Origin of the sequence: Burkholderia sp. NRF60-BP8 (assembly GCF_001522585.2) — a bacterium.
In the GTDB taxonomy this organism is placed as follows: domain Bacteria; phylum Pseudomonadota; class Gammaproteobacteria; order Burkholderiales; family Burkholderiaceae; genus Burkholderia.
On the sequence record NZ_CP013373.1, the window covers coordinates 2785678 to 2810224 of the forward strand.

Sequence of the window (24547 nt, forward strand, 5' to 3'; positions counted from 1 at the left end):
GCCTCGTCAGAACGGATAGTGGCGCGCCGCCGTCTGCACGGTGATCCAGCGCAGGTCGGTGAACGCGGCGATGCCGGCCTGGCCGCCGAAGTGGCCGAAGCCGCTGTCCTTCACGCCGCCGAACGGCATCTGTGCTTCGTCGTGCACGGTCGGGCCGTTCACGTGACAGATGCCCGATTCGATGCGCGCGGCGACACGCAGCGCCCGCGCGACGTCGCGGCTGAACACGGCCGACGCCAGCCCGAACGCGTTGTCGTTCGCGCAGCGGATCGCGGCGTCCTCGCCGTCGACGCGCACGATGCCCTTCACCGGGCCGAACGATTCTTCCGCATAGATGCGCATCGCCGGCGTCACGCGATCGAGCAGCGTCGCGGGAAACAGCGTGCCGTCGGCCTTGCCGCCGCACAGCAGCGTCGCGCCGTGCCCGAGCGCGTCGTCGATCAGCGCGTTGCAGCGCTCGACGGCCTTCGCGTCGATCAGCGAGCCGAGCACGACGGGCCCGTGGCGCGGGTCGCCGAGCGGCAGCGATGCAGCCTTGGCGGCGAGCTTCGCGACGAATGCATCGGCGATCGATGCGTCGACGACGATGCGCTCGGTCGACATGCAGATCTGTCCGGAATTCGCGAATGCGCCGAATGCGGCCGCGGCGACCGCCGCGTCGAGATCGGCATCGTCGAGCACGACGAACGGCGCCTTGCCGCCGAGTTCCAGCACCGACGGTTTCAGATGGCGCGCGCAGGCTTCGGCGACGATCCGTCCGACTCGCGTCGAGCCGGTGAAATTCACGCGGCGCACGGCCGGATGCGCGATCAACGCGTCGACGACGGCGCCCGCGTCGTCGGGCGCGTTCGTCACGAAGTTGACGACGCCCGGCGGCAGCCCGGCCTCCTGCAGCGCCTCGACGACCAGCCCGTGCGTGACGGGGCACAGTTCCGAGCCTTTCAGCACGACCGTGTTGCCGCATGCGAGCGGCAGCGCGAGCGCGCGCGTCGCGAGAATCACCGGCGCATTCCACGGCGCGATGCCGAGCACGACGCCGGCCGGCTGCCGCACGCCCATCGCGAGCGAGCCGGGCACGTCGGACGGGATCAGCGCGCCGCCGACCTGCGTGGTGAGCGACGCGGCCTCGACGAGACCGCTCGCCGCGAGCTTCACGTTGAAGCCGGCCCACAGCGCGGAGGCGCCCGTCTCGGCCGCCATCGCGGCGACGAACTGCTCGTGTTTCGCTTCGAGCGCGGCGGCCGCCTTCAGCAGCCATGCGCGTCGCGCGCCGGGGCCGAGCGCGGCCCATTCGGGAAACGCACGCGCGGCCGCGTCGGCCGCCGCGCGCGCATCGTCGACGGTGCCCGCGGGCGCGGCCGACGCGATTTCGCCGTCGAGCGGGTTGCGGCGCACGAAGGTCGCGCCGCTGGACGAGTGGCGGCGTTCGCCGCCGATCAGCATCGCTACGGTTTGCATGGCATCTCCGGAAAGACGCGCGCGGCGCGTCAGGCAATCTCGACTTCGACGACGACCGGCGTCGCGTCCCGCAGCGCATCGGTCAGCGTGTCGCGCAGGCGTGCGGCATCGGCGACGCGCACGCCGCGGCAGCCCATCCCTTGCGCGAGCGCGACGAAATCCAGGTCGGGCAGATCGGTGCCCTGCACCGGGTCGCCCGGGCCGAAGCCGAACACTGGCGCGAAATCCTGCAGCGCCGCGTAACGCCGGTTGTTCAGGATCACGAACGTGATCGGCAGCTTCAGTTGCGCGGCGCTCCACAGCGCCTGGATCGAATACAGGCTCGAGCCGTCGCCGATCAGCCCGATCACGCGCCGGCCCGGCTGCGCGAGCGCGACGCCGACGGCGGCCGGCATCCCGTAACCCAGGCCGCCGCTGTCCATCGTGTAGAACGTGCCGCTGCGCGTGAACGGCAGATGTTCCTGCATCACCGACCGCGCGCTCGGCGCCTCCTCGACGACGATGTCCTGCGCGTCGCGCACGTCGGCGAGCGTCTGCAGCGCGAATGCGGCCGACATGCGCTCGCCGGCGGCGGGCGTGTCGACACGGACGTGCGCCGGGCGCGGCGCGGGCATCGGCCGCTCGGGCGGCGCGGGCCGCGCGAGCAGATCGCGCGCGGCGAGCCGCAGGTTGCCGACGACCGCATCGCCCGACGGCGTCCACGCGGCGACGCCGGGATCGTCGACGAGCTGCACGAGCGTCGCGCCCGGCGGCACGTGCGGACCGAAGCCTTCGATGTGGTACGTGAACGCGGGCGCGCCGAACGCGAACACGAGATCGTGCCCGGCGAGCCGCGCGACGATCTTCTCGCGGATCGCGGGCAGGAAGCCGGCGAACAGAGGATGGTCCTCGGGAAAGCTGCAGCGCCCCGACATCGGCGCGACGTACACGCGCGCACGGTGCCGCTCGGCGAGACGCACGGCGTCGTCCCACGCCCCCGCGCGATCGACGGCCGCGCCGACCACGAACGCCGGGCGCCGCGCGGCGTCGAGCGCGTCGCCGAGCCGCGCGAGCGCGTCGGGATCGGGCCGCACGATGCGGCTGACGTCGCGCCGCGGCAGCCGTTCGGCCGGCTGGTCCCAGTCGTCGACCGGGATCGACACGAACACGGGGCCACGCGGCTCCTGCATCGCGATGCGGTACGCACGCGCGATCGCGGCCGGCACGTCCTGCGCGCGAGCGGGCTCGATGCTCCATTTCACGTACGGCTTCGGCAGTTCGGCGGCCTGCGTCGCGCCGAGGAACGGATCGAACGGCAGAATCGCGCGCGCCTGCTGGCCCGCGGTGACGATCAGCGGCGTGCGGTTCTTGAACGCGGTAAACAGATTGCCCATCGCGTTGCCGACGCCCGCCGCCGAATGCAGGTTGACGACCGCCGCATTGCCGGTGGCCTGCGCATGGCCGTCGGCCATCCCGACCACGACGGCTTCGTGCAGGCCGAGCACGTAGCGGAAATCGTCGGGAAAGTCGCGGAACATCGGCAGCTCGGTCGAGCCGGGATTGCCGAACACGCGGTCGATGCCGAACTGGCGGAGCAAGTCGATCACCGCATCGCGAACGGTGATCGATGCGGCGGAAAGGGGTGAATGGCCGGACATGCTCGGCGCTCCTCGATGGCTTGGCGGTTTCCACAGTATCGAAGCGCAAGCCATTCACCGATACTGTATTTTCTGCGAAAAGCCATTACGTTCCGGCATGACTTTCGATCTCCGACAACTGCGTGCCTTCACGACGATCGTCGCGTGCGGCAGCCTCGGCCGCGCGGCCGATGCGCTGCACGTCACGCAGCCGGCGCTGAGCCGGATCCTGAAGCGGCTCGAGGAGCAGGTCGGCGCGCCGCTGTTCGAGCGCCATTCGAAGGGCGTGCAGCTCACCGCGTTCGGCGAGGCGTTGCTGCCGCACGCGACGCTGCTGCAGCACGAGGCCGAACATGCGCGCGAGGAGCTCGACGCGATGCGCGGATTCGCGAAGGGCACGATCAAGGTCGGCACGGTGGGCAGCATCGCGAGCCTCGTGCTGCCGGTCGCGGTCGGCCGCGTGCTCGACCGCTGGCCGAACCTGCGCGTCGAAATCATCGAGGGCGTGTGGGACCGGCTCGCGCAAGGGCTGATCAAGCACGAGATCGACCTTGCGCTGTCCGCGCACGGGCCCGATACCGACGAGATCGTCGCGATTCCCGAATGCCGCTGGGAGGACCGCAGCCATATCGTTGCGGCGCCGCACCATCCGCTGCGCGCGCTCGGCCGCGCACCGACGCTCGCCGATACGCTGCACGCGCGCTGGGCGATTCCGCCGCGGGGCACCGCGCCGTTCGACCACATGCGCGCGACCTTCGACGCACACGGCCTCCCGCTGCCCGACATCGCGGTCGAGACGCGCTCGGTCACGACGCTGAAAAGCTTGGTCGCACATGCGGGATTCCTCTGCTGGATGGCCGAGCCGATGTACGGCGCCGAACGGCGCGCCGGCACGATCGACACGCTGCCCGTGCGCGAAGTCGTCGCGGTGCGCACGCTCACCGCATTCCGGCGCCGCCACGGGATCCTGCCGGGGCCGGCCGGCAAGCTGCTCGACGAACTCGTCGCACTCACGCGCGAGGGGTGCTGACGCTCTTTTCGCCGGCTGCGTCGCGCCTGCCCGCCTACCCGCCTGCCTGCCCGCGTGCCCTCCCCGCCCTCCCCGCCCGCGCCGCAGCGCACCATCGAAATGCCGTGTCCCCGCCTTGACTTTCGTTCGCCCGAATACGATCATTCGCTCACACAAAGAGCAAATGATCGTATTCGACAGGATAGACAGGCAGGAACAGGAGACACCGGATGAGCGACTCGCCCTCCGCCCGCGCGCCCGTGCTGCTGCACATCGGCGCGGGCTCGTTTCACCGCGCGCACCAGGCGTGGTATCTGCATCGCGTGAACGCGGCCGTGCCGGCCGACGAACGCTGGTCGCTGACCGTCGGCAACATCCGCGACGACATGCGCGCGACGATGGATGCGCTCGCTGCGCAACATGGCGCGTACACGCTCGAAACCGTCACGCCACAAGGTGAACGCGCCTACGAGACGATCCGTTCGATCACGCGCGTGCTGCCGTGGTCGATCGATCTCGCCGCGCTGATCGACGCCGGCGCCGATCCGGCGTGCCGGATCGTGTCATTCACCGTCACCGAAGGCGGCTACTACCTCGACGAACACGACCGGCTCGACCTCGCGAACGCCGATCTCGGCGCCGACCTGCAGGGCGCGCGCACGACGCTGTACGGTGCGCTCGCGGCGCTGCTCGCCGAACGCGTGCGGCGCGGCGCCGGCCCGCTCACGCTGCAAAGCTGCGACAACCTGCGCAACAACGGCGCCCGCTTTCGCGCGGGGATGCGCGAATTCCTCGAGCGACGCGGCGAAACGGACCTCATCGCGTGGTTCGATGCGAACGTCGCGACGCCCAGCGCGATGGTCGACCGCATCACGCCGCGTCCGACCGCCGACGTGCGCGAGCGCGTGCGCGCGGCCACCGGCGTCGACGACGCGTGCCCGGTGATGGGCGAATCGTTCATCCAGTGGGTGATCGAGGACCGCTTCGCGGCCGGCCGGCCGCGCTGGGAGCTGGCCGGCGCGGAACTCGTCGACGACGTCCATCCGTACGAGGAAGCGAAGATCCGCATCCTCAACGCGACGCACAGCTGCATCGCGTGGGCCGGCACGCTCGCGGGCCATGCGTATATCCACGAAGGCACGCACGACGCGGCGATCCGCCGCTTCGCGCACGACTACGTGACGCAGGACGTGATCCCGTGCCTCACGCCGAGCCCGCTCGATCTCGCGCGCTACCGCGACGTCGTGCTCGAGCGCTTCGGCAACCCGTACGTGCTCGACACGAACCAGCGCGTCGCGGCCGACGGCTTCTCGAAGATCCCCGGCTTCATCGCGCCGACGCTCGTCGAATCGTTCGCGCGCGGCGCCGCGCCGGTCGCCACCGCCGTGCTGCCCGCGCTGTTCCTGCGCTTTCTCGAACGCTGGGCGCGCGGCACGCTGCCGTATGCGTACCAGGACGGCGTGATGGACGACAGCGTCGCGCGTGCGATCGTCGACGCCGACGACCCGGTCGTCGCGCTGTGCGCCAACCGCGCGCTGTGGGGCTCGCTGGCCGGCAACGCGGCGCTGCTCGACGCGTTGCGCGCCGGGCTCGCGCGCGTCGACGCATGGCTCGCGGCGCGCTGACCACGCGCGTGCCGGCGCCCGGCCGCGCAGCCGGGCGAACCCGCTTGGCACATGCCGTGCGGCACGGCTAAAGTAGCGGCTCCTCTCTGACGGAACGGATCGCTCATGTATCTCGGCATCGACCTCGGCACCTCGGAAGTGAAGGTGCTGCTGCTCGCCCCGGACGGCGCGGTCGTCGGCACCGCCGGCTCGCCGTTCACGGTGTCGCGGCCGCATCCGCGCTGGGCCGAACAGCATCCGGACGACTGGTGGCGAGGCACGCTCGCGGCGCTCGCGACGCTGCGCGAGCGGCACCCCCACGCGTTCGCGCAGGTGCGCGGCATCGGCCTGTCGGGCCAGATGCACGGCGCGGTGCTGCTCGGCCGCGACGATCGCGTGCTGCGCCCGGCGATCCTGTGGAACGACATGCGCAGCGCCGACGAATGCGCGCTGCTCACCGAGCGCGCGCCCGATCTCCACGCGCTGGCCGGCAACCTCGCGATGCCCGGCTTCACCGCGCCGAAACTGCTGTGGGTCGCCAGGCACGAACCCGACGTGTTCGCGGCAACCGCGTGCGTGCTGATGCCGAAGGACTACCTGCGATTCCGGCTGACCGGCGCGAAAGTGTCGGACCCGTCGGACGCGGCCGGCACGCTGTGGCTCGACGTTGCCCGCCGCGACTGGTCCGATGCGCTGCTCGCCGCGTGCGGGATGACGCGCGCGCAGATGCCGCGCATCGTCGAGGGCAACGCGCCGTCCGGCACGCTGCGTGCGGACGTCGCACGCGAGCTCGGGCTGTCGGAGGCCGTCCCGGTCGCGGGCGGCGGCGGCGACAACGCGACGAGCGCGCTCGGCATCGGTGCGATCCACGCGGGCGACGGCTTCGTGTCGCTCGGCACGTCCGGTGTGCTGAGCGTGGTCGGCGACCGCTTCATGCCGAATCCCGCGTCGGCCGTGCATGCGTTCTGCCATGCGATTCCCGATCGCTGGCAACTGATGAGCGTCGTGCTGTCGGCCGCGAGCTGCCTGCGCTGGGTCTGCAAGCTGACCGGCACCGACGAGCCCGCGCTGCTCGCCGAAGTCGCGGCGCTCGACGCCGACGCGCTCGCCGCGGCGCCGCTGTTCCTGCCCTACCTGTCGGGCGAACGCACGCCGCACAACGATCCGTACGCGCAGGGCGTGTTCTTCGGGATGACCCACGCGACCGAGCGCGCGCACCTCGGCTACGCGGTGCTCGAAGGCGTGACGCTCGGCCTCGCCGACGGCCTCGACGCGCTGCATGCGGCCGGCGTCGAAACCGACGGGTTGTCGCTGATCGGCGGCGGCGCGCGCAGCGCGTTCTGGGCGCAACTGATCGCGGACGCGCTGAACGTGCGCACGCGCCAGATCGGCGGCGGCGAAACGGGCGCGGCGCTCGGCGCGGCACGGCTCGGCTGGCTGGCCGTCGGCGGCGATCCGCAGACGGTGCTGACCAAGCCGCCGGTGCGCGCCGAATACGCACCGGACGCCGACCGCCACGCGCGGCTGCGCGAACGCCTCGATGCATTCCGCACGCTGTATCGTCACGTGCAGCCGTTGTACGAACCGTCGCGCGCACGGCTCGCGTAGGCGCCGCGCTCGCGCGGCCGGCCGCCGGCCGTGCGCGCGACATGCGGTACAGTGGATGCCGTCATGCGGCCCGCCGGCCGGTCCGCGGGGCGGCCCCCCAGATCCGAACCGAATCGCTATCGTGTCCAAGTCCTCAGAAAAACTCGATCTCGCCACGCGCGCCGCATGGCTCTATTACGTCGCGGGCGACACGCAGAACGAAATCGCCGAAAAGCTGCAGGTGTCGCGCCCCGTCGCGCAGCGCCTCGTCGCGTTCGCGGTCGAGAAGAACCTGATCCGCGTGCGCGTCGACCATCGGCTCGCCGACTGTCTCGATCTCGGCGCGCAGCTGTCGAAACGCTACGGCCTCGCGATGTGCGAAGTCGTGCCCGTCGACGCCGATGCGCCCGACGCGATCGACCGCAAGCTCGCGGTCGCCGGCGCGCAGGTGATGGAGCGCTACCTGAACGAAACGCGGCCGATGGTGATCGCGGTCAGCAGCGGCCGGACGCTGAAGGCCGCGGTCGCGCAGATCGCGCAGATCGACCGCCCGCAGCACCGGCTCGTGTCGATGGTCGGCGCGATCGCGGCCGACGGCTCGTCGAACCGCTACGACGTCGCGCAGTACATCTCCGAGAAAACCGGCAGCAAGCATTTCCTGCTGCCCGCGCCGCTGTTCGCCGACAGCGACGCCGAGCGCGCGCAGTGGTGCAATCACCGGCTGTACCGGATCGTCGAGGCGCTGTCGGGCGAGGCCGACGTCGCGTTCGTCGGGATCGGCAACATCGGTCCGCACTGCCCGCTCTACGAAGACGGCTTCATCACCGAACAGGAGCGCGACGAGATGACCGCGCTCGGCGCGGTGGCCGAACTGCTCGGCGTGCCGATCGACGCGCAGGGCACGCAGATCACCGTGTCGACGAGCGCGCGGGTGACGAGCGTCGCGCTCGCCACGCCGCCGAAGCGGCCGACGATCGCGTTCGCCGGCGGCCCGAAGAAACACGACGCGGTGATTGCCGCGCTGCGCGGCGGCTGGCTGTCGGGGCTCGTCACCGACGAAACCTGCGCGCGCGCCGCGCTCGCCGCGAAGGCGGCCTGACGCCGCCGTCGCCCCGCCGGCTCAGGCCGCGCGCGCCGGAAACGCATGCCGGCGTGCGCGCCACGCGCCGACCCACGCCAGCGCCAGCAGCGCGACGAGCACCCACGGAATCGCGCCGGCGCCCGTCGCGCCGAGCAGCATCCCGCCCGCGATGCCGCCGCCGGCGATCGCCAGATTCCACACCGTCACGAGCATCGACTGCGCGACGTCGGCCGATTCGCCCGCCGCGTTCGCGGTGGCCGTCTGGAACAGCGTCGGCGCGCCGCCGAACGCGAGCCCCCACAGCACGACGCCCGCATAGACGGTCGCCATCCCGGAACCGGCGCCGAGCATCGCCGCCGCCAGCGCGAACAGCGCGATGCTCGCGAGCGTGAGGCGTCGCTGCGCGGCGCCGATCCACGCGCCCGTCAGCGCGATGCCGACGAGCGACGCGACGCCGAACACGAACAGCACCACGTCGACCCGCGCCCCCATCCGCACGCCCGCGAGGAACGGCGCGACGTACGTGTACAGCATGTTGTGCGCGAGCACGTACGCGAACATCACCGTCAGCACCGGGCGCACGCCGGGCAGCGTCATCACGCCGAGCACCGGCTCGCGCGCGCCGGCCAGCTGGCCCGGAAAGTCGGGTACGCGCATGCGGATCCAGCCGATCAGCGCGAGCGCCGCGGCCGAAATACCGGCGAACGCGAGGCGCCAGCCGAACGTCGCGCCGAGCGCGGTGCCGGCCGGAATGCCGATCGACATCGCCGCCGGTATGCCGAGCATCGCGACCGCGATCGCGCGGCCGCGCAGCGCCGGGTCGACCATCCGGCTCGCATACCCGGCCAGCAGCGCCCACAGCAGCCCGGCCGACATCCCCGCGACGAACCGCGCCGCAAGCGTGAGCGCGTAATACGGCGACGCGGCCGTCAGCGCGTTCGACACGACGAAACCGGCCAGCGCGGCGAGCAGCAGGCGGCGCCGGCGCATCGCGCGCGTCGCGGCGACGAGCGGAATCGCCGCGACGATCGAGCCGAGCGCGTAGGCGGTCACCAGTTGACCGATCAGCGCCTCGGTCACGCGCAGGTCGGCGCTCATCGGCGGCAGCAGGCCGGCCGGCAGCGCTTCGGTGAGCACCGTGATGAAGCCGGCGGTGGCCAGCGCGAGCAGGTTCGCGACGGGCAGGTGGGCACGGGCCGGCGTGGACGGATCTGCCGCGCGATCGACGGCGCGCTCGGAGACGGATACGCACTCGCTCATTGCGCACTCCGGTCGTCGACGCCATACACCGCATCGCGCACGTCGGTGACAATACGCCCGTGCATCCCTTCGTACAACGTATTGGTCAACGCCACCACCGTCAGCCCGGCCGCCCGGTCGACGAACCACGCATGCCCGTACGCGCCGCCCCAGCGCCACGTGCCGACCGATTCCGGCGATTGCGCGGCCGCCGGGTCATGCAGCACGGAAAAGCCGAGTCCGAAGCCGAACCCCGGCGCGTCCGGCAGGTCGTGCGCGCCCGGCTGAATGCGCGACATCTCGTCGATCCAGCGGCGTGCGAGCCAATTGTCGCGCCCGGTGCGCAACGTATCGAGCAGCGTCATGCAGTCGCCCGCCGTAGCGATCATCCCTGCGCCGCCCGACGGCCACGCGGCCGCATCGAACGCGCGCGCCGGTGCGAAACGGATGCCGACCGTACCCTCGTACACCGGGACGAGATCGTCGTCGGTCATCCGGCGCGGCACGCCGGGCGTACTGACGTAAGGCGTCGCCAGGCGCGCCGCGTCATGCGTGAAAAGCGCCGTGTCGGTCATCCCGAGCGGCGTCGTCACGAGCGCCGCCACGGCGTCGGCGAGCGGTCGGCCGTCGACCGCCTCGATCAGCGCACCGACCACGTCGGTCGCGAGCGAGTAGTGCCACGACGTGCCGGGCGCGAACCGCAGCGGCACGCCGGCGATGCGCCGCACGTTCTCCGCGAGCGACGGTCCGGCGCCGTCCATGCCGTCGGACACGCCCGCGCGCGCATACGGCCCGTCGGCGTCCGCTTCGAGAAAGCGATAGCCGAGCCCGGCCGTGTGCGACAGCAGATGGCGCAGCGTGATGTCGGCAGGCGTGCCGTCCGCGAGCGTCGGCGCGAACGCGGGCAGCCAGCGCGCGACCGGCTCGTCGAGGCCGATCTTCGATGCCGCGACCAACCGCATCGCGGCGGCCGTCACGATCGGCTTGGATACCGACGCGAGCCGGAACAGCGTGTCCTCGCGCATCGGCGTGCCGGCTTCGCGGTCGGCCAGCCCGGCCGCACGTGCATAACGCAATTCGCCGTCGCGCGCGACCAGCACGACCGTGCCGACCACGCGCGCGTCGGCCAGCGCGCGATCGAGCACGGCGTCGAGCCGCGCGCGCAGCGCGGCGTCCGGTTCCCTGCGGTGCGTGGTGACAGGCAGTGACGACATGGCGTGACCTCGAACAGTGAAGGAACGCCCATCGTAAGGAGCCGGCGCCGGAAGAAAAACCGGGTTAGAGTTCCGGACACTCCGGACATCGATGTCCGTAATCGAGGCCCTGCATGGAAAATCTTGGCGGTTTCGTCGTGTTCGTCCAGGTCGCGGAAACGCGCAGCTTCGTCGCGGCCGGCCGCGCGCTCGGATTGTCGGCGTCGGCGGTCGGCAAGCGCATCGCGCGCCTCGAGGCGCGCCTGAACGTGCGGCTCTTTCACCGCAGCACGCGCAGCATCACGCTGACGGCCGAAGGCGCGCGCTTTCTCGAACGGTGCCGGCGCGTGATCGCCGAAATCGACGCGGCCGAGCGGGAATTGACGCAGAGCGTCGAGGCGCCGCGCGGGCGGCTGCGCGTGAGCCTGCCGACGATCGGCACGCTGCTGCTGCCGGTGCTCGCCGATTTCATGGCCGCGTATCCGGCGATCGAGCTCGACATCGATTTCAGCGACCGGATCGTCGACGTGATCGACGAAGGCTTCGACGTGGTCCTGCGCACCGGCCGTCCGACCGATTCGCGACTGTCGTCGCGGCTGCTCGGCCACTTCCGCCAGCACCTGGTCGCGTCGCCCGACTATCTCGACCGGCACGGCACGCCGCGCACGCCGGCCGATCTCGCGCAGCACCGCTGCCTGCATTACCGCTTCCCGAGCAGCGGCAAGCTCGAGATCTGGCCGCTGCGCGCGCCGCGCGCCGGCACGCCGCCGGAAGTACCCGTCTCGATGGTCAGCAACAATGCCGAGACGCGCCTGTGCTTCGCGCTGCGCGGGCTCGGCATCGCATGCCTGCCCGAGTTCTTCGTACGCGACACGCTCGCCGACGGCAGGCTGCGCGCGGTGCTCGACGACCACGTCGCGAGCCGCACGCCGTTCTACGTACTGTGGCCGTCAGGCCGCCATCCGATGCCCAAGCAGCGCGCGTTCGTCGATTACATGGCCGAGCATTTGCGGCTGTAACCGGCGCGCAGCGGTCAAGCCGCCTTCGCGTGCGCGCTCAGCCGCCGAAACGCCTGCCCGTGCTCGTCGAACAGATGGCAGTGCTCGGGCAGCGCATGCACGCGCAGCGCCTCGCCGGTGCGATACGTGTCGAGCGGCGGGATCCGCGCGATCAGCCCGTCCGGCGCGACGGCCGACTCCGCATACAGATACGCGGCGTCGCCGAGCGATTCGACGGCCATCGTCCGCGCGGCGACGCCGGGCGTCGCCGCATCGACCAGCAGGTGTTCCGGCCGCACGCCGACGGTCACGGCCGCACCGCGCTGCAGCCCGGCCGCGTCGACCGCGACACGCTGCGTCTCGCCGCTGTCGAACCGCACGAGCACGCCGGTCGCATCGGCCGATTCGACCGTGCCCTTCAGGAAGTTCATCTTCGGCGAGCCGATGAAGCCCGCGACGAACTGGTTCGCCGGCGCGTGATACAGCGTGTTCGGCGTGCCGACCTGCTGCACCGCGCCGCCCGACAGCACGACGATCTTGTCGGCGAGCGTCATCGCCTCGACCTGGTCGTGCGTCACGTAGATCATCGTCGTCTTCAGCTCGTCGTGCAGCCGCGCGAATTCCAGCCGCATCTTCACGCGCAGCGCGGCGTCGAGGTTCGACAGCGGTTCGTCGAACAGGAACACCTTCGGCTTGCGCGTGATCGCACGGCCGATCGCGACGCGCTGGCGCTGGCCGCCGGACAGCTGCTTCGGCTTGCGGTCGAGCAGGTGATCGATGTGCAGGATCTTCGCGGCCTGCTTCACGGCCTGGTCGATCTCGGGCTTCTTCGCGCCCGCGAGCTTCAGGCCGAACGCCATGTTGTCGTACAGCGTCATGTGCGGGTACAGCGCATACGACTGGAACACCATCGCGATGCCGCGCTTCGCGCTCGGCACGTCGTTGACCTTCGCGCCGTCGATCAGCAGGTCGCCGCTCGAAATGTCTTCGAGGCCGGCGATCATCCGCATCAGCGTGGATTTGCCGCAGCCGCTCGGCCCGACGAATACGACGAATTCGCCGTCGGCGATGTCGAGGTTCACGTTGCGCAGCACTTCGGTGTCGTCGTAGCGCTTCGCGATGTTGCGCAGGAGCACGCTTGCCATGATCTGTCTCCGTTCGTTCGTGATGCGTCGCCTGACCGGCGGCGCGTGATCGTTGCTAGTTCGGCAGCACCGCGCCCGTCGCCTGCCAGCGCGCGACGTAGCCGGGCAGCTCGTGCATGTCGTCGAATACGTGACGCGCGCCGATACCGCGCAGCGCGTCGATCTGCGCGGCCGATGCGTGCCCGCCGCCGACGAAGCCGAGCACGGTCATGCCGGCCGCGGCCGCCGCGGTGATGCCCGTCGCGCTGTCCTCGACGACGAGGCAGTTCGCGGGCGCCACGCCGAGCGTGCGCGCGGCCGCCAGATACACGTCCGGCGCCGGCTTCGGCCGCGCGACCGAATCCGCGCAGAACAGCCGGTCGCCGAAAAAGCGCGCGAGGCCGGTGCGCGCGAGCGCCGCTTCGACGTATGCGCGATAGCTGTTGCTCGCGCAGGCGGTCGTCAGCTCGATCGCCGCGAGTGCCACATCGATGCCGTCGACCATCGGCGCGTTGACGGCGGCCGCCTCGACCGCACGGCGGATCGCGTCGACGTCGGCGGCCGACAGCGCGCGCCCCACCGCGTCGCTCGCGCCCGCCAGCACGCGCTCGATGCGCAGCCCGAGCAGCGGCATCACGGCCGGCCGCGCATCGACGCCCGGCCAGCGCGCGTCGAGCTCGCGCACGATCACGTCGGCGGCCACGGCCTCGCTGTCGATCAGCACGCCGTCGCAATCGCAGATCAGCACGTTCGTCCCTGCACTCGCACCGCTCATTTGACCGCCCCGAACGTGAGCCCCCGCACGAGCTGCTTCTGCGACAGCCAGCCGACGATCAGGATCGGCGCGACCGCGAGCAGCGAGGCGGCGGACAGCTTCGCCCAGAACAGCCCTTCGGGGCTCGAGTACGACGCGATGAACACGGTCAGCGGCGCGGCGTTCGAGCTCGACAGGTTGATGCTCCAGAACGCCTCGTTCCACGACAGGATCACGAGCAGCAGCGCGGTGGACGCGAGCCCCGGCAGCGCCATCGGCATCAGCAGGTAGACGATCTCCTGCCACGTCGACGCGCCGTCGATGCGTCCGGCTTCGAGGATGTCCTTCGGGATCTCGTTGAAGTACGTGAAGGTCATCCATACCGCGATCGGCAGGTTGATCAGCGTGTAGACGATCACGAGCCCCGACACCGTGTCGAGCAGCCCGGAGTTCTTCCACAGCAGGTAGATCGGCACCAGCACGCCGACCGACGGCATCATCTTCGTCGACAGCATCCACAGCAGCACCTTCTGCGTGCGATGGTTCGGGAAGAACGCCATCGCATACGCGGCCGGCACCGCGAACAGCAGCGAGATCACCGTGACGCCGGCCGAGATCAGCACCGAGTTCCACGCGAACGCGAAATAGTTGCTGCGCGCGAACACCTCGCGGAAGCTGTCGAGCGTCGGCATGAACCACAGCGTCGACGCATACGCCTGCTGCTCGGTCTTGAACGCGGTGATCGCCATCCAGAAGATCGGGAAGAACAGCAGCAGCGCGATCAGCCATGCGAGCGTGCCGGGCAGCGCGCGCCGCACGAGGTCGAACACGGCCGGCGTGCGCCGGCCTTCGAAGGTCAGGTCGCTCATTTCTCGTACTCCCCCTTCAGGTTGCGCGCGAGCATCCGCACGAGGAAGAACGACACGACGTTCGCGACCACGACGGCGATGATGCCGCCCGCGGACGCGAGGCCGACGTCGAACTGCTGCAGGCCGAGCGCATAGATCAGGTAAGACAGGTTGGTCGTCGCGTCGCCGGGGCCGCCGCCCGTCGTCGTATAGATTTCCGCGAAGATCGACAGCAGGAAGATCGTCTCCATCATCACGACCACGGCGATCGCGCGCTTCAGGTGCGGCAGCGTGATGTAGAAGAACATCGCGACCGGGCCGGCGCCGTCGATGCGCGCGGCTTCCTTCTGTTCCTGGTCGAGCGACTGGATCGCGGTGAACAGGATCAGGAACGCGAACGGCAGCCACTGCCACGCGACGATGATGATCACGGCCGTCAACGGGTAGTCGGCGAACCAGTCGATCGGCGTCATCCCGAGCGCGCGCATCGCGTTCGCGACGAGCCCGTACACCGGATGCAGGATCATGTTCTTCCAGATCAGCGCGGACACCGTCGGCATCACGAAGAACGGCGCGATCGCGAGCAGGCGCGCGATGCCCTGCCCGTAGAACTTGCGGTCGAACAGCACGGCCATCAGCACGCCGCCGACCACGGTGATCGCGAGCACCGCGCCGATCAGCACGAGCGTGTGCCAGATCGCGGGCAGGAACGACGGATCGGTCGCGAGGAAACGGTAGTTGTCGAGCCCGGCGAAGCCCTTCACGTCCGGGTTCAGCAGGTTGTAGCGCGAGAACGAATACAAGATCGTCATCGCGAGCGGAATCGACATCCACAGCAGCAGCACCGCGACGGACGGCGACACGAGCCAGCTCGCGCCGCCGCGCGCCCGGCGCGGCGCACCGGGCGGCGACGACGCGTCGCCGACCGACGGCGCGTGACTCAGGGGAAGACGCAGGTGACGCATGATCGGAGTCCCTCCGGTTGATGCGCGGGCGCGAACGGCCTGCCCGCCTGTCGGCTGCGCCGGCTCGCGCCGTGCGCCACGGCGCACGATGCGAGCCGCGCGACGGCTTGCGCGTTACTTCTTGTAGCCGGCCTGCCGCACCGCGCGGTCGGCGGCAGCCTGCCCGGCGGCGAGCGCCAGGTCGACCGACATCTGGCCCGCGACCGCGCCCGCGATCGACTGGCCGACCACCGTGCCGAACGACTGGAATTCAGGAATCCCGACGTACTGCACGCCCGTGTACGGCACCTTCTTCAGCGACGGATCGTTCGGGTCGGCCGTCTCGATCGCCTTCAGCACGAAATCCGAGAACGGCGCGGCGGCCTTGTACTCGGCGCGCTGATACGTCGACGCGCGCGTGCCCGGCGGCACCGAGGCCCAGCCCTCGTCCTTGCCGACCATCTCGATGTACTGCTTGGACGTCGCCCACGCGACGAACTTGCGCGCGGCGTCCTGCTGCTTCGACGTCTTCGGCACGGCCAGCGCCCACGCCCACAGCCAGTGCGAGCCCTTCGGCGTGACGGCGACCGGCGCGGCCGCGAAGCCGATCTTGTCGGCCACCTGCGACTGCTGCTTGTTGTAGAGCATCCCGGCCGCGACCGTCGCGTCGATCCACATCGCGCACTTGCCGGACGCGGTCAGCGTCAGGTTCTCGTTGAAGCCGTTCGAGCTCGCGCCCGGCGGGCCGTTCTTCTTCAGCAGGTTCACGTAGAAATTGATCGCCTTCTTCCATTCGGGCGACGTCAGCTGCGCGTTCCAGTTCTCGTCGAACCAGCGCCCGCCGAACGTGTTCACGACCGTCGACACGTACGCCATGTTCTCGCCCCAGCCGGCCTTGCCGCGCAGGCAGATCCCGTAGGTGCCCTTCGACTTGTCGGTGAGCTTGTCCGCGAATTCGGCGATCTGGTCGTAGGTCGGCTGGTCGGGCATCTTCAGCCCCTTCGCCGCGAACAGGTCCTTGCGGTAGAACGTCATCGAGCTTTCCACGTAGAACGGCAGCGCGTAGAGCTGGCCGTTGTACGACAGGCTGTCGCGCGCGGTCTTCACGATGTCGTTCAGGTCGTAGTCGGCCGGCAGCCCCGTGATCGGCGCGAGCCAGCCGCGCTTGCCCCACTGCGGCGTTTCATAGGTGCCGATCGCCATCACGTCGAACTGGCCGCTGCCGGTCGTGATGTCGGTGGTCGCGCGCTGGCGCAGCACGTTCTCCTCGAGGATCACCCAGTTCAGCTTGATGTCGGGGTTCGCCTTCTCGAACGCCGGCGACAGCTTCTTCAACTCGATCATGTCGGGGTTGTTCAGCGTCGCGATCGTCAGCGTGCCGGCGGACGCCGCGCAGGCCGCCGTCGCGAGCGCGGCTCCGGCGAAACAGCGTGCGGCGGCGTCGAGCATCTTTCGTTGCATGGCATGTCTCCTGGGATTGTTCGAAATGTCGTCGGTCTTGCGTCGGTGTTGCATCGTTTCCTTCGCGGCCCGTCATGCCGGCCGCTGCATCCCGCACGCGCGCGCATAGTGCGCGATCACGTCGCGTATCCGGTGGCGCACCCATGCGCGCGGTTCCTTCGCGAGGCCGCCCGCACGGCACGCCGCGTACACGTCCGGCAGCCATTGCGCGACGAGCGTCTCCGGCACCGGCTGCCGCGCGAGGTTGTCGAACAGTTGCTCGACCGCGGCCGCGACGGCCGGCTGCAGCCAGTAATAGCGGATGCGGTCGCTGTAGCTGAACTGGCGCGCGAGCCGCTGCGCGGTCTCGTCGCCGCGGTAGTACGGCGCCCAGTGCTCGGGCTGCGCGCGCATCGCGGCGTCGACGACGTCGCGCAGGCGCGAGCGCTGCGCGACGTCGTCGATCAGCGCGTCCTCGATGAACGTCAGCGCGAACAGCGCCTCGCGCAGCGCGAACGTCAGTGCGGGGCCGACCTTCAGCACCGCGAAGTGGTCGCGCACCAGCGCGGCGAGCGAGGCTTCGGTCTGGTAGTCGGTCGAATGCGCTTCGAACACGAGGCGCGGCGTCTGCAGGATACTCGCGCCCAATGACGCGGCCTTGGCGCTGTCGTAGTCGAGCACGTGGCGATCGTCGAAGTCGACGCCCGGCTGCGCGACGACGGCGACGACGCGCGTCCACGCGTCGTCGAGCCCGGCCACCGAGAATGCACGGCGATGCGCGTCGAGCGTCGCCGCGATGCTGTCGCTGCGCGTGACCGCGATCCGCGCGATCGCGGCGCCGTCCGCATCGCCGTCGCCGGCCACTTCGCCGCCCGGCGTCGGCACCTCGGTGCCGATCACGTAGACGGGCGCGATCCCGGCGCGCGCCGCCGCGTCTTCCGCGACGCGGCACAGCTCGGCCGCGCGCGCGGCGATCGTGCGATCGTCGAGCCGCGCCGGGTCGTCCGCGCACGCCATGCTCGCATCGAGATGGATCTTTTCGAACCCGGCTTCGACATACGCGGCGACCATCGCACCGGCCTCGCGCATCGCGTCGGCCGCGCGGCGATGCCGCCAGGGGTTCGGGCCGAGATGATCGCCGCCGAGCACGAGCGCCGACGGCGCGAGCCCGCAGCGCGCGGCGATCGCATCGACGTCGCGGCGAAAATCGGCCGGCGTCATGCCCGTGTAGCCGCCGAGATGGTTCACTTGATTGCAGGTCGCCTCGATCAGCAGCGGCGAGCCGTCGGTGCGCGCGGTTTCGCACGCGGCCTCCAGCACGAGCCGGTGCGCGCTGCAGATCGAATAGATGCCGCGCTGCGCGTCGGCGCGGTTCGCGTCGAAGATCATCCGCAGCACGGTGTCCGCGTGCGCGGTGCGCGTGCGTTCGGCAACGGTCGTCAGGCCGGACATGCGATACCTCGTTCGGTCAGGAAACGGTCGATCTCGGTCGCGCTGCTGTTGCCTTCCATCGGGCCGCGCCGCGTGACCGCGATCGCGCCCGCCGCGTTCGCGCGGCGCAACGCGACATCGATCGGCAGGCCCGCGACGAGGCTCGCGACCAGCGTGCCGCCGAAACAGTCGCCGGCGCCGGTCGGATCGAGCTCGTCGACGGGATAAGCCTGCGCGTCGATGCGGCTCGCACGGTCGAACGCGACACTGCCGGCCGCGCCGCGTTTGAGCACGACGCGCTCGAGCAGCGGATGCGTCGCGAGCAGGCCCGCGATCGCGCGCTCGGCCGGCTGCGGCCCGCAGAAGAACGGCAAATCGGCTTCGCTCGGCAGGAACAGGTGGCACGCGGCGAGCATCTCGTCGAGCGCCGCGCGCATCGGCCGGAAACTCAGCATCTCGGGCCGCACGTTCGGATCGAACGACACCTTCGCGCCGGCGCGCGCGGCCTCGATCACGCCGCGCTGCACCGCCGCGATCGCCGATTCGCTCGTCAGCGACGAGCCCATCACGTGGAAATAGCGGCAGCCGTCGAACATCGCGGTGTCGACGTCGGACGCATCGACGCACGCGGCCGCGCTGGTCGACAACGTGAAGACGAAACTGCGCGAGCCGTCGTCGCGATACGCGACGAACGCGGTGCCGGTCGGACGGGCGACGCGGCGGATGCGCGCGACGTCGACGCCGTCGCGTGAGAGCCGCGCGACGATCGCGTCGCCGAACGCGTCGCGCCCGACGCAGCCCGCATACGCGACGCGCGCGCCGAGCCGCGCGGCCTGATCGGCGAAGATCGCCGGCGCGCCGCTCGGGAACGGTCCGGCGAACAGGCCCGGCGTATCGAAGCCCTGGCCGCGCTCGGCGGCGACGAATTCGGCCAGCAGCTCGCCGGCGACGACGATCTCGGCCATCAGGCGTGTCCTCGTGCGGCGGCGGCCGCGTGCAGCGAAGCCGCCGGGGTTGCGCGTGCGAGCGGCGGCATGTCAGCTCATCCAGTTGCCGCCGTCGACGTTCAACGTCTGGGCGGTGATGTAGTCGGCGTCGGCCGACGCGAGGAACAGCGCAGCGCCCGTCAGGTCGCCCGGCACGCCCATGCGGCCGAGCGGCACGGCTTCGCCCACGAGCCGCTTCTTCTCGCCGAGCGGCCGGTTCTCGTAACGCGCGAACAGCGCATCGACCTGCTCCCACATCGGCGTGTCGACGACGCCCGGCGCGATGCCGTTCACGTTGATCCGGTGCGGCGCGAGCGCGAGCGCGGCCGACTGCGTATAGCTGATCACCGCGGCCTTGGTCGCGCAGTAGTGCGACACGAGCGCCTCGCCGCGACGGCCGGCCTGCGACGACATGTTGACGATCTTGCCGCCGCGCCCTTGCTCGACCATCCGCTGCGCGACGGCCTGCATCAGGAAGAACAGCCCTTTCACGTTGACCGAGAACAGCCGGTCGAACACGTCCCACGATTCGTCGAGGATCGGGCGCATGTCGAACAGCGCCGCGTTGTTGAACAGGATGTCGACGCCGCCGAAGCGCTCGACCGCCGTCGCGACGATCCGCGCGATGTCGTCGCGGCGCGTGACGTCGGCCGTGACGGCCACCGCGCGGCCGGGGCTGGCCTCGATCAGCCGTGCGAGCGAGCCGCTCGCAGGCTTCAGGTCCACCAGCACGCAGCGCGCGCCCTCGTCCAGATAGCGTTGCGCGACCGCCTCGCCGATGCCGCTTGCGGCGCCCGTCAGGATCGCGACCTTGTCTGCCAGTCTCACTGGTTGTCTCCGGTTCGTTCTGTTGCACGACGGCCGCGAGGTGAGCGAACGCTCGCGGACCGATCAATTGCTCTAGCGGTGATCGAATGATCGGATACGCGATACGCGCTGTCAAGACGACGCGACGGCTTTCTATGACGCGCTGCGGCACGGCCGCGCACGGCGATGCCCCGCCGCGCCCGCACGGCAAGGCGCGGAGGCGCACGGTGCGGCGCAGTGGCGTCGACGGTGAAGGGGACGCAGCGACGGCGGGAAGCAAGGGCGTCAAACGGAATTCGCGCTGCATGGCGCGGCGATACGTTATATCATCGCTGTACTTTGTTTCAGCGCCTGCTTCACGCCATGGCTACCTCATCGTCCATTGACGCCCGGCTGTCCCGGGCCGACGCATTCGCCGCCGAGCACGGGCTCGCGTGGACGCCGCTGCGCCGCCAGGTCTACGAACGCGTGCTGGCCGCGCAGCGCCCGATCGGCGCGTACGACCTGCTCGCGGAACTCGAACCGCAGCGCGGCCGCGTGCCGCCGACGACCGTCTATCGCGCACTGGATTTCCTCGTCGAGCACGGCTTCATCCACCGGATCGAATCGAAGAACGCGTTCTTCGCCTGCTGCGAGATCGGCGTGCCGCACGAAGGCCAGTTCCTGATCTGCGATGCGTGCGGCGACACCGTCGAGATTCCCGGCGGCGACCTCGCGAAGCAGTTGTCCGCGAGCGGGCCCGCGCACGGTTTCGAAGTCCACCACCAAGTCGTCGAGCTGAGCGGCCTGTGCGGGCACTGCAAGCGCAAGCCCGCGCAGCGCTGACGCCGACTCGCGCGGCGCACGCGCCGCCCTTCCAACGAGGAGTTCCATGTCCATTGCCCTGAAGCGCGCGCCGCGGCGCGCCCTGTCGCCTGTCCGCTGGCTGGCCGCCGCCGTCGCCACGCTGTCGTTCGCCGCGCCCGTGCTTGCGCAGGCCGCGACCGTCAACGTCGTCGCCGCCGAGAATTTCTACGGCGACGTCGCCTCGCAGATCGGCGGCCGCCACGTCGCGGTCACGAGCATCCTCAGCAATCCCGACCAGGATCCGCACCTGTTCGAAGCGAGCCCGAAGACCGCCCGCGCGCTCCAGCACGCGCAGGTCGTGATCTACAACGGCGCGAACTACGATCCGTGGATGGCCAAGCTGCTCGGCGCGTCGAAGCAGGCGAAGCGCGCGACGATCGTCGTCGCCGATCTCGTCGGCAAGAAGGCCGGCGACAACCCGCACCTGTGGTACGACCCGGCGACGATGCCCGTGGCCGCACGCGCGATCGCGGCCGAGCTCGGCCGTGCCGACCCGGCGAACAAGGCCGAGTACGACGCGAACCTGCAGAAGTTCGTCGCGTCGCTGAAGCCCGTCGACGACAAGGTCGCCGCGCTGCGCGCGCAGTACAAGGGCGTGCCCGTGACGGCCACCGAGCCCGTGTTCGGCTACATGTCGGACGCGATCGGCCTCGACATGCGCAACCAGCGCTTCCAGCTCGCGACGATGAACGACACCGAGGCGAGCGCGCAGGACGTCGCCGCGTTCGAGGGCGACCTGCGCAAGAAGCAGGTGCGCGTGCTGATCTACAACAGCCAGGCCGAAGAACCGATGACCAAGCGCATGCTGAAAATCGCGCGCGACGGCGGCGTGCCGACCGTCAGCGTCACCGAGACGCAGCCGGCCGGCAAGACCTTCCAGCAATGGATGGCCGGCCAGCTCGACGCGCTCGGCAACGCGCTTTCGGCCGGCAAGTAACGGACGACCGTAACGACATGACCGTCACTCCCCACGCCCTCGCCGTCGATCGCGTCACGCTCGAACTGGGCGGCCGCACGATCCTGCGCGACGTGAGTTTCTCGATCGAGCCCGGCGAATTCGTCGGCGTGCTCGGGCCGAACGGTGCCGGCAAGACGACACTGATGCGCGCGGTGCTCGGCCTCATCCCCGTGTCGGCCGGCACGCTGTCGGTCGGCGGCGTGCCGGTCGTGCGCGGCAACGCGTCGATCGGCTACATGCCGCAGATCAGGAGCGGCCTCGCGAATCGACGGATGCGCGGCTACGACTTCGTCGCGATGGCCGCCGACGGCCACCGCTGGGGCCTGCCGCACACGAACGCGGCCACGCGCCGCGACGTCGATCGCGTGCTCGACCTCGTCGGCGGCGCGTCGCTCGCGCGCCGGCCGCTGTCCGAACTGTCCGGCGGCGAACGGCAGCGGCTGCTGCTCGCGCAATGCCTGCTCGGCAACCCGAAGCTGCTGCTGCTCGACGAGCCGCTGATCAGCCTCGATCCGAACCACCAGCGCGGCGTCGTCGAACTCGTGCGCAACGTGCAGCGCGAGCTCGGCATCACCGTGCTGTTCTCCGCGCACGAACTGAATCCGCTGCTGAACGCGCTCGACCGCGTGCTGTATCTCGGCAACGGCGTCGCGGCGCTCGGTACCGTCGACGAGGTGATCACGAAGCCCGTGCTGTCGCGGCTCTACGGATCGCCGATCGACGTGATGCGCGTGAACGGCAAGATCTTCGTGATGTCGGGCGACGTCGAGATCGAGAAGCACGATCACGAACACGAGGACGACGATCATTCGCACGGCGGTGGCGGCGGCCACGGCCATCATCACCATGGACACGCCCATCCCGGGCATTCGCACGATGTTTGAATACGACTTCATGATCAACGCCTTCGCGGCGTCGGGAATCGTCGCGGTGCTCGCGGGCATCGTCGGCTATTTCCTGGTGCTGCGCGGGCAGACCTTCGCCGGCCACGCGCTGTCGCACGTCGGCTTCACCGGCGCGACGGGCGCGGTGCTGCTCGGCCTCTCGCCGATCTGGGGGATGGTCGGCTTCACGCTCGCGGCCGGGATCGGCATGGGCGCGCTCGGCGAACGGCTCGCGGGCCGCGACGTCGCGATCGGCGTGATCCTGTCCGGCGCGCTCGGCTTCGGCCTGCTGTTCCTGCACTTCTACACGTCGTTCGCGACGCAGGTCACCGCGCTGCTGTTCGGCAACGTGCTCGCGGTCAGCCGCGACACGCTCGCGGTGCTCGCCGGCATCGGCGCGGTGAGCCTCGTCGCGCTCGCGCTGATCGCGCGGCCGCTGTTGTTCGCGTCGCTGCAGCCCGAGCTGGCCGAAGCCAAGGGCGTGTCGCTGCGCACGGTGTCGATGCTGTTCCTCGCGGTGTGCGCGCTCGCGGTGGCGGCGGCGACGCAGATCGTCGGCGTGCTGCTCGTGTTCACGCTGCTGGTGGGGCCGGCGGCGGCCGCGCAGAACGTGTCGACGCGCCTGTCGACGGGCGTGCTGCTCGCCGCGCTGTTCGCGCTGTTCGAAGCGTGGGTCGGCATCGTGCTCGCGTATCACACCGACTGGCCGACGAGCTTCTGGATCACCGCGCTGTCGGCGCTCGTGTACGGCGCGAGCCTGTTGCGGCGCAACTGATCGCGGCGCGGCGCTCGCCGCCCGATTCCAATGAAAACGCCGGCGTGCCCGAGGGCAGCGCCGGCGTTTTTTCATGCGAACCGGATGCGTGACCGGCTTGCGCCGATACTCACCGCGCCAGCACGCGCGCGTGATGCGCGAGGTGATCCGCGATGAACGTCGAGATGAAGTAGTAACCGTGGTCGTAGCCCGGATGGCGGCGCAGCGTCAGCGGCTGGCCGGCCTTCGCGCACGCGGCTTCGAACACGTCGGGGTTCAACTGGTTCGCGAGGAACTGATCGGCGAGCCCCTGATCGACCAGGATGCCGTCCGCGAACTTCGGTGCATCGGCGCGCGCGACCAGCTCGCTCGCGTCGTGCGCCTTCCACGCTTCGCGATCGGCGCCCAGGTAGCCCGTGAACGCCTTCTCGCCCCACGGGCAGCGCGTCGGCGCGGCGATCGGCGCGAACGCCGACACCGACCGGTACAGGCCCGGATGACGCAACGCGAGCGTCAGCGCCCCGTGGCCGCCCATCGAGTGGCCGAAGATCCCGAGCCGCGCGCCGTCGATCGGCAGCTCGGCCGCGACGAGCTCGTGCAGCTCGCCCGTCACGTACGACTCCATCCGGTAATGCGTCGACCACGGCGCTTCGGTCGCATCGACGTAGAAGCCCGCGCCGACGCCGAAGTCCCACGCATCGGTCTCGCCCGGCACGCCCGCGCCGCGCGGGCTCGTGTCGGGCATCACGAGCGCGATGCCGTGCTGCGCCGCGTACTGCTGCGCGCCGCCCTTGATCGCGAACGTCTCGTCGGTGCTCGTGAGCCCCGCGAGATAGAACAGCGCTGGCACGCGCCCGTGCACAGCCTGCGGCGGCAGATACACCGAGAACTTCATCGGCAGGCCGATGGCCGCCGAATCGTGACGGTAGAAACGCTGCTCGCCGCCGTGGCACGCATGCGAGGAAACGAGTTCGAGCATGGCGGTA

At 70.4% G+C, this 24547-nt stretch carries 22 protein-coding genes; 9 read left to right on the plus strand and 13 right to left on the minus strand.

The genetic code is table 11. The features are described 5' to 3' along the window. Positions 1-6: 6 nt before the first annotated feature. Entirely contained in the window at positions 7-1458 is a 1452-nt protein-coding gene (locus tag WS54_RS26505) for an aldehyde dehydrogenase family protein (protein WP_059782177.1), read from the minus strand. A 29-nt stretch (positions 1459-1487) separates the two neighbouring features. Continuing rightward, positions 1488-3095, minus strand: a complete 1608-nt coding sequence (gene mdlC / locus WS54_RS26510; RefSeq protein WP_059782175.1) for a benzoylformate decarboxylase — start codon at positions 3093-3095, stop codon at positions 1488-1490. Positions 3096-3192: 97 nt separating this feature from the next. Here mdlC and WS54_RS26515 point away from each other — a divergent pair, with 97 nt between their 5' ends. The 4 genes from WS54_RS26515 to WS54_RS26530 all read left to right on the plus strand — a co-directional run bounded on the left by WS54_RS26515 (position 3193) and on the right by WS54_RS26530 (position 8373). Continuing rightward, positions 3193-4104 (plus strand): LysR family transcriptional regulator, encoded by a 912-nt coding sequence (locus WS54_RS26515; protein ID WP_059782173.1) that lies wholly within the window; start codon positions 3193-3195, stop codon positions 4102-4104. 209 nt (positions 4105-4313) lie between these two features. Then, positions 4314-5708 carry a D-arabinitol 4-dehydrogenase gene (dalD, locus tag WS54_RS26520; protein WP_059782171.1) on the plus strand — a complete coding sequence of 465 codons (1395 nt, stop codon included), beginning with the start codon at positions 4314-4316 and terminating at the stop codon, positions 5706-5708. A 105-nt stretch (positions 5709-5813) separates the two neighbouring features. Then, on the plus strand, positions 5814-7295 hold the full coding sequence (gene xylB / locus WS54_RS26525; RefSeq protein ID WP_059782170.1) for a xylulokinase: 1482 nt from the start codon (positions 5814-5816) through the stop codon (positions 7293-7295). A gap of 121 nt (positions 7296-7416) precedes the next feature. Beyond that, positions 7417-8373 carry a sugar-binding transcriptional regulator gene (locus WS54_RS26530; protein ID WP_034208249.1) on the plus strand — a complete coding sequence of 319 codons (957 nt, stop codon included), beginning with the start codon at positions 7417-7419 and terminating at the stop codon, positions 8371-8373. Between the two features lie 21 nt (positions 8374-8394). Here WS54_RS26530 and WS54_RS26535 read toward each other — a convergent pair whose 3' ends face one another. Continuing rightward, on the minus strand, positions 8395-9615 hold the full coding sequence (locus WS54_RS26535) for an MFS transporter (protein ID WP_059782168.1): 1221 nt from the start codon (positions 9613-9615) through the stop codon (positions 8395-8397). Further along, positions 9612-10808 carry a serine hydrolase domain-containing protein gene (locus tag WS54_RS26540; protein ID WP_059782166.1) on the minus strand — a complete coding sequence of 399 codons (1197 nt, stop codon included), beginning with the start codon at positions 10806-10808 and terminating at the stop codon, positions 9612-9614. The genes WS54_RS26535 and WS54_RS26540 overlap by 4 nt, the downstream gene beginning before the upstream one ends. Positions 10809-10921: 113 nt before the next feature. Between WS54_RS26540 and WS54_RS26545 the strand changes: the two genes are divergently transcribed. Beyond that, the gene (locus WS54_RS26545) at positions 10922-11806 is read left to right on the plus strand and encodes a LysR family transcriptional regulator (protein WP_059782164.1); all 885 of its coding nucleotides are present in this window, start codon (positions 10922-10924) and stop codon (positions 11804-11806) included. A 14-nt stretch (positions 11807-11820) separates the two neighbouring features. On the opposite strand, the gene WS54_RS26550 is transcribed toward WS54_RS26545, so the two are convergent. From WS54_RS26550 to WS54_RS26585, 8 genes are all read right to left on the minus strand, one after another. Then, the gene (locus WS54_RS26550) at positions 11821-12930 is read right to left on the minus strand and encodes an ABC transporter ATP-binding protein (protein ID WP_059782163.1); all 1110 of its coding nucleotides are present in this window, start codon (positions 12928-12930) and stop codon (positions 11821-11823) included. 55 nt (positions 12931-12985) lie between these two features. After that, on the minus strand, positions 12986-13684 hold the full coding sequence (locus WS54_RS26555; RefSeq protein ID WP_059782161.1) for an HAD family hydrolase: 699 nt from the start codon (positions 13682-13684) through the stop codon (positions 12986-12988). Beyond that, complete coding sequence (locus WS54_RS26560) at positions 13681-14532, minus strand: carbohydrate ABC transporter permease (protein WP_059782159.1); 852 nt, start codon at positions 14530-14532, stop codon at positions 13681-13683. The genes WS54_RS26555 and WS54_RS26560 overlap by 4 nt, the downstream gene beginning before the upstream one ends. Then, positions 14529-15476 (minus strand): carbohydrate ABC transporter permease, encoded by a 948-nt coding sequence (locus tag WS54_RS26565; RefSeq protein ID WP_059782157.1) that lies wholly within the window; start codon positions 15474-15476, stop codon positions 14529-14531. The genes WS54_RS26560 and WS54_RS26565 overlap by 4 nt, the downstream gene beginning before the upstream one ends. A 114-nt stretch (positions 15477-15590) precedes the next feature. Further along, positions 15591-16916 carry an ABC transporter substrate-binding protein gene (locus WS54_RS26570; protein WP_059782156.1) on the minus strand — a complete coding sequence of 442 codons (1326 nt, stop codon included), beginning with the start codon at positions 16914-16916 and terminating at the stop codon, positions 15591-15593. Between the two features lie 72 nt (positions 16917-16988). Beyond that, entirely contained in the window at positions 16989-18347 is a 1359-nt protein-coding gene (locus WS54_RS26575) for a D-tagatose-bisphosphate aldolase, class II, non-catalytic subunit (RefSeq protein WP_059782153.1), read from the minus strand. After that, entirely contained in the window at positions 18335-19291 is a 957-nt protein-coding gene (locus WS54_RS26580) for a sugar kinase (RefSeq protein WP_059782150.1), read from the minus strand. The genes WS54_RS26575 and WS54_RS26580 overlap by 13 nt, the downstream gene beginning before the upstream one ends. A gap of 72 nt (positions 19292-19363) precedes the next feature. Continuing rightward, positions 19364-20140 (minus strand): L-iditol 2-dehydrogenase, encoded by a 777-nt coding sequence (locus tag WS54_RS26585; protein WP_034208259.1) that lies wholly within the window; start codon positions 20138-20140, stop codon positions 19364-19366. A 342-nt stretch (positions 20141-20482) separates the two neighbouring features. Between WS54_RS26585 and WS54_RS26590 the strand changes: the two genes are divergently transcribed. The 4 genes from WS54_RS26590 to WS54_RS26605 are packed head-to-tail and all read left to right on the plus strand — an operon-like array spanning position 20483 to position 23582. Further along, a complete protein-coding gene (locus WS54_RS26590; protein ID WP_027785279.1) occupies positions 20483-20944 on the plus strand; it encodes a Fur family transcriptional regulator in 462 nt (153 codons plus the stop codon). A 46-nt stretch (positions 20945-20990) separates the two neighbouring features. Then, positions 20991-21902: a metal ABC transporter solute-binding protein gene (locus WS54_RS26595; RefSeq protein ID WP_034208260.1), complete on the plus strand. Its 912-nt coding sequence runs from the start codon at positions 20991-20993 to the stop codon at positions 21900-21902. A gap of 17 nt (positions 21903-21919) precedes the next feature. Then, positions 21920-22807, plus strand: coding sequence for an ABC transporter ATP-binding protein (locus WS54_RS26600; RefSeq protein ID WP_059782148.1), 888 nt, complete (start codon positions 21920-21922; stop codon positions 22805-22807). After that, positions 22800-23582 carry a metal ABC transporter permease gene (locus tag WS54_RS26605; RefSeq protein WP_059782334.1) on the plus strand — a complete coding sequence of 261 codons (783 nt, stop codon included), beginning with the start codon at positions 22800-22802 and terminating at the stop codon, positions 23580-23582. Before WS54_RS26600 ends, WS54_RS26605 begins: the two co-directional genes overlap by 8 nt. Positions 23583-23691: 109 nt before the next feature. Here WS54_RS26605 and fghA read toward each other — a convergent pair whose 3' ends face one another. Further along, positions 23692-24540 carry an S-formylglutathione hydrolase gene (fghA, locus tag WS54_RS26610; protein WP_059782145.1) on the minus strand — a complete coding sequence of 283 codons (849 nt, stop codon included), beginning with the start codon at positions 24538-24540 and terminating at the stop codon, positions 23692-23694. Positions 24541-24547 lie beyond the last annotated feature (7 nt).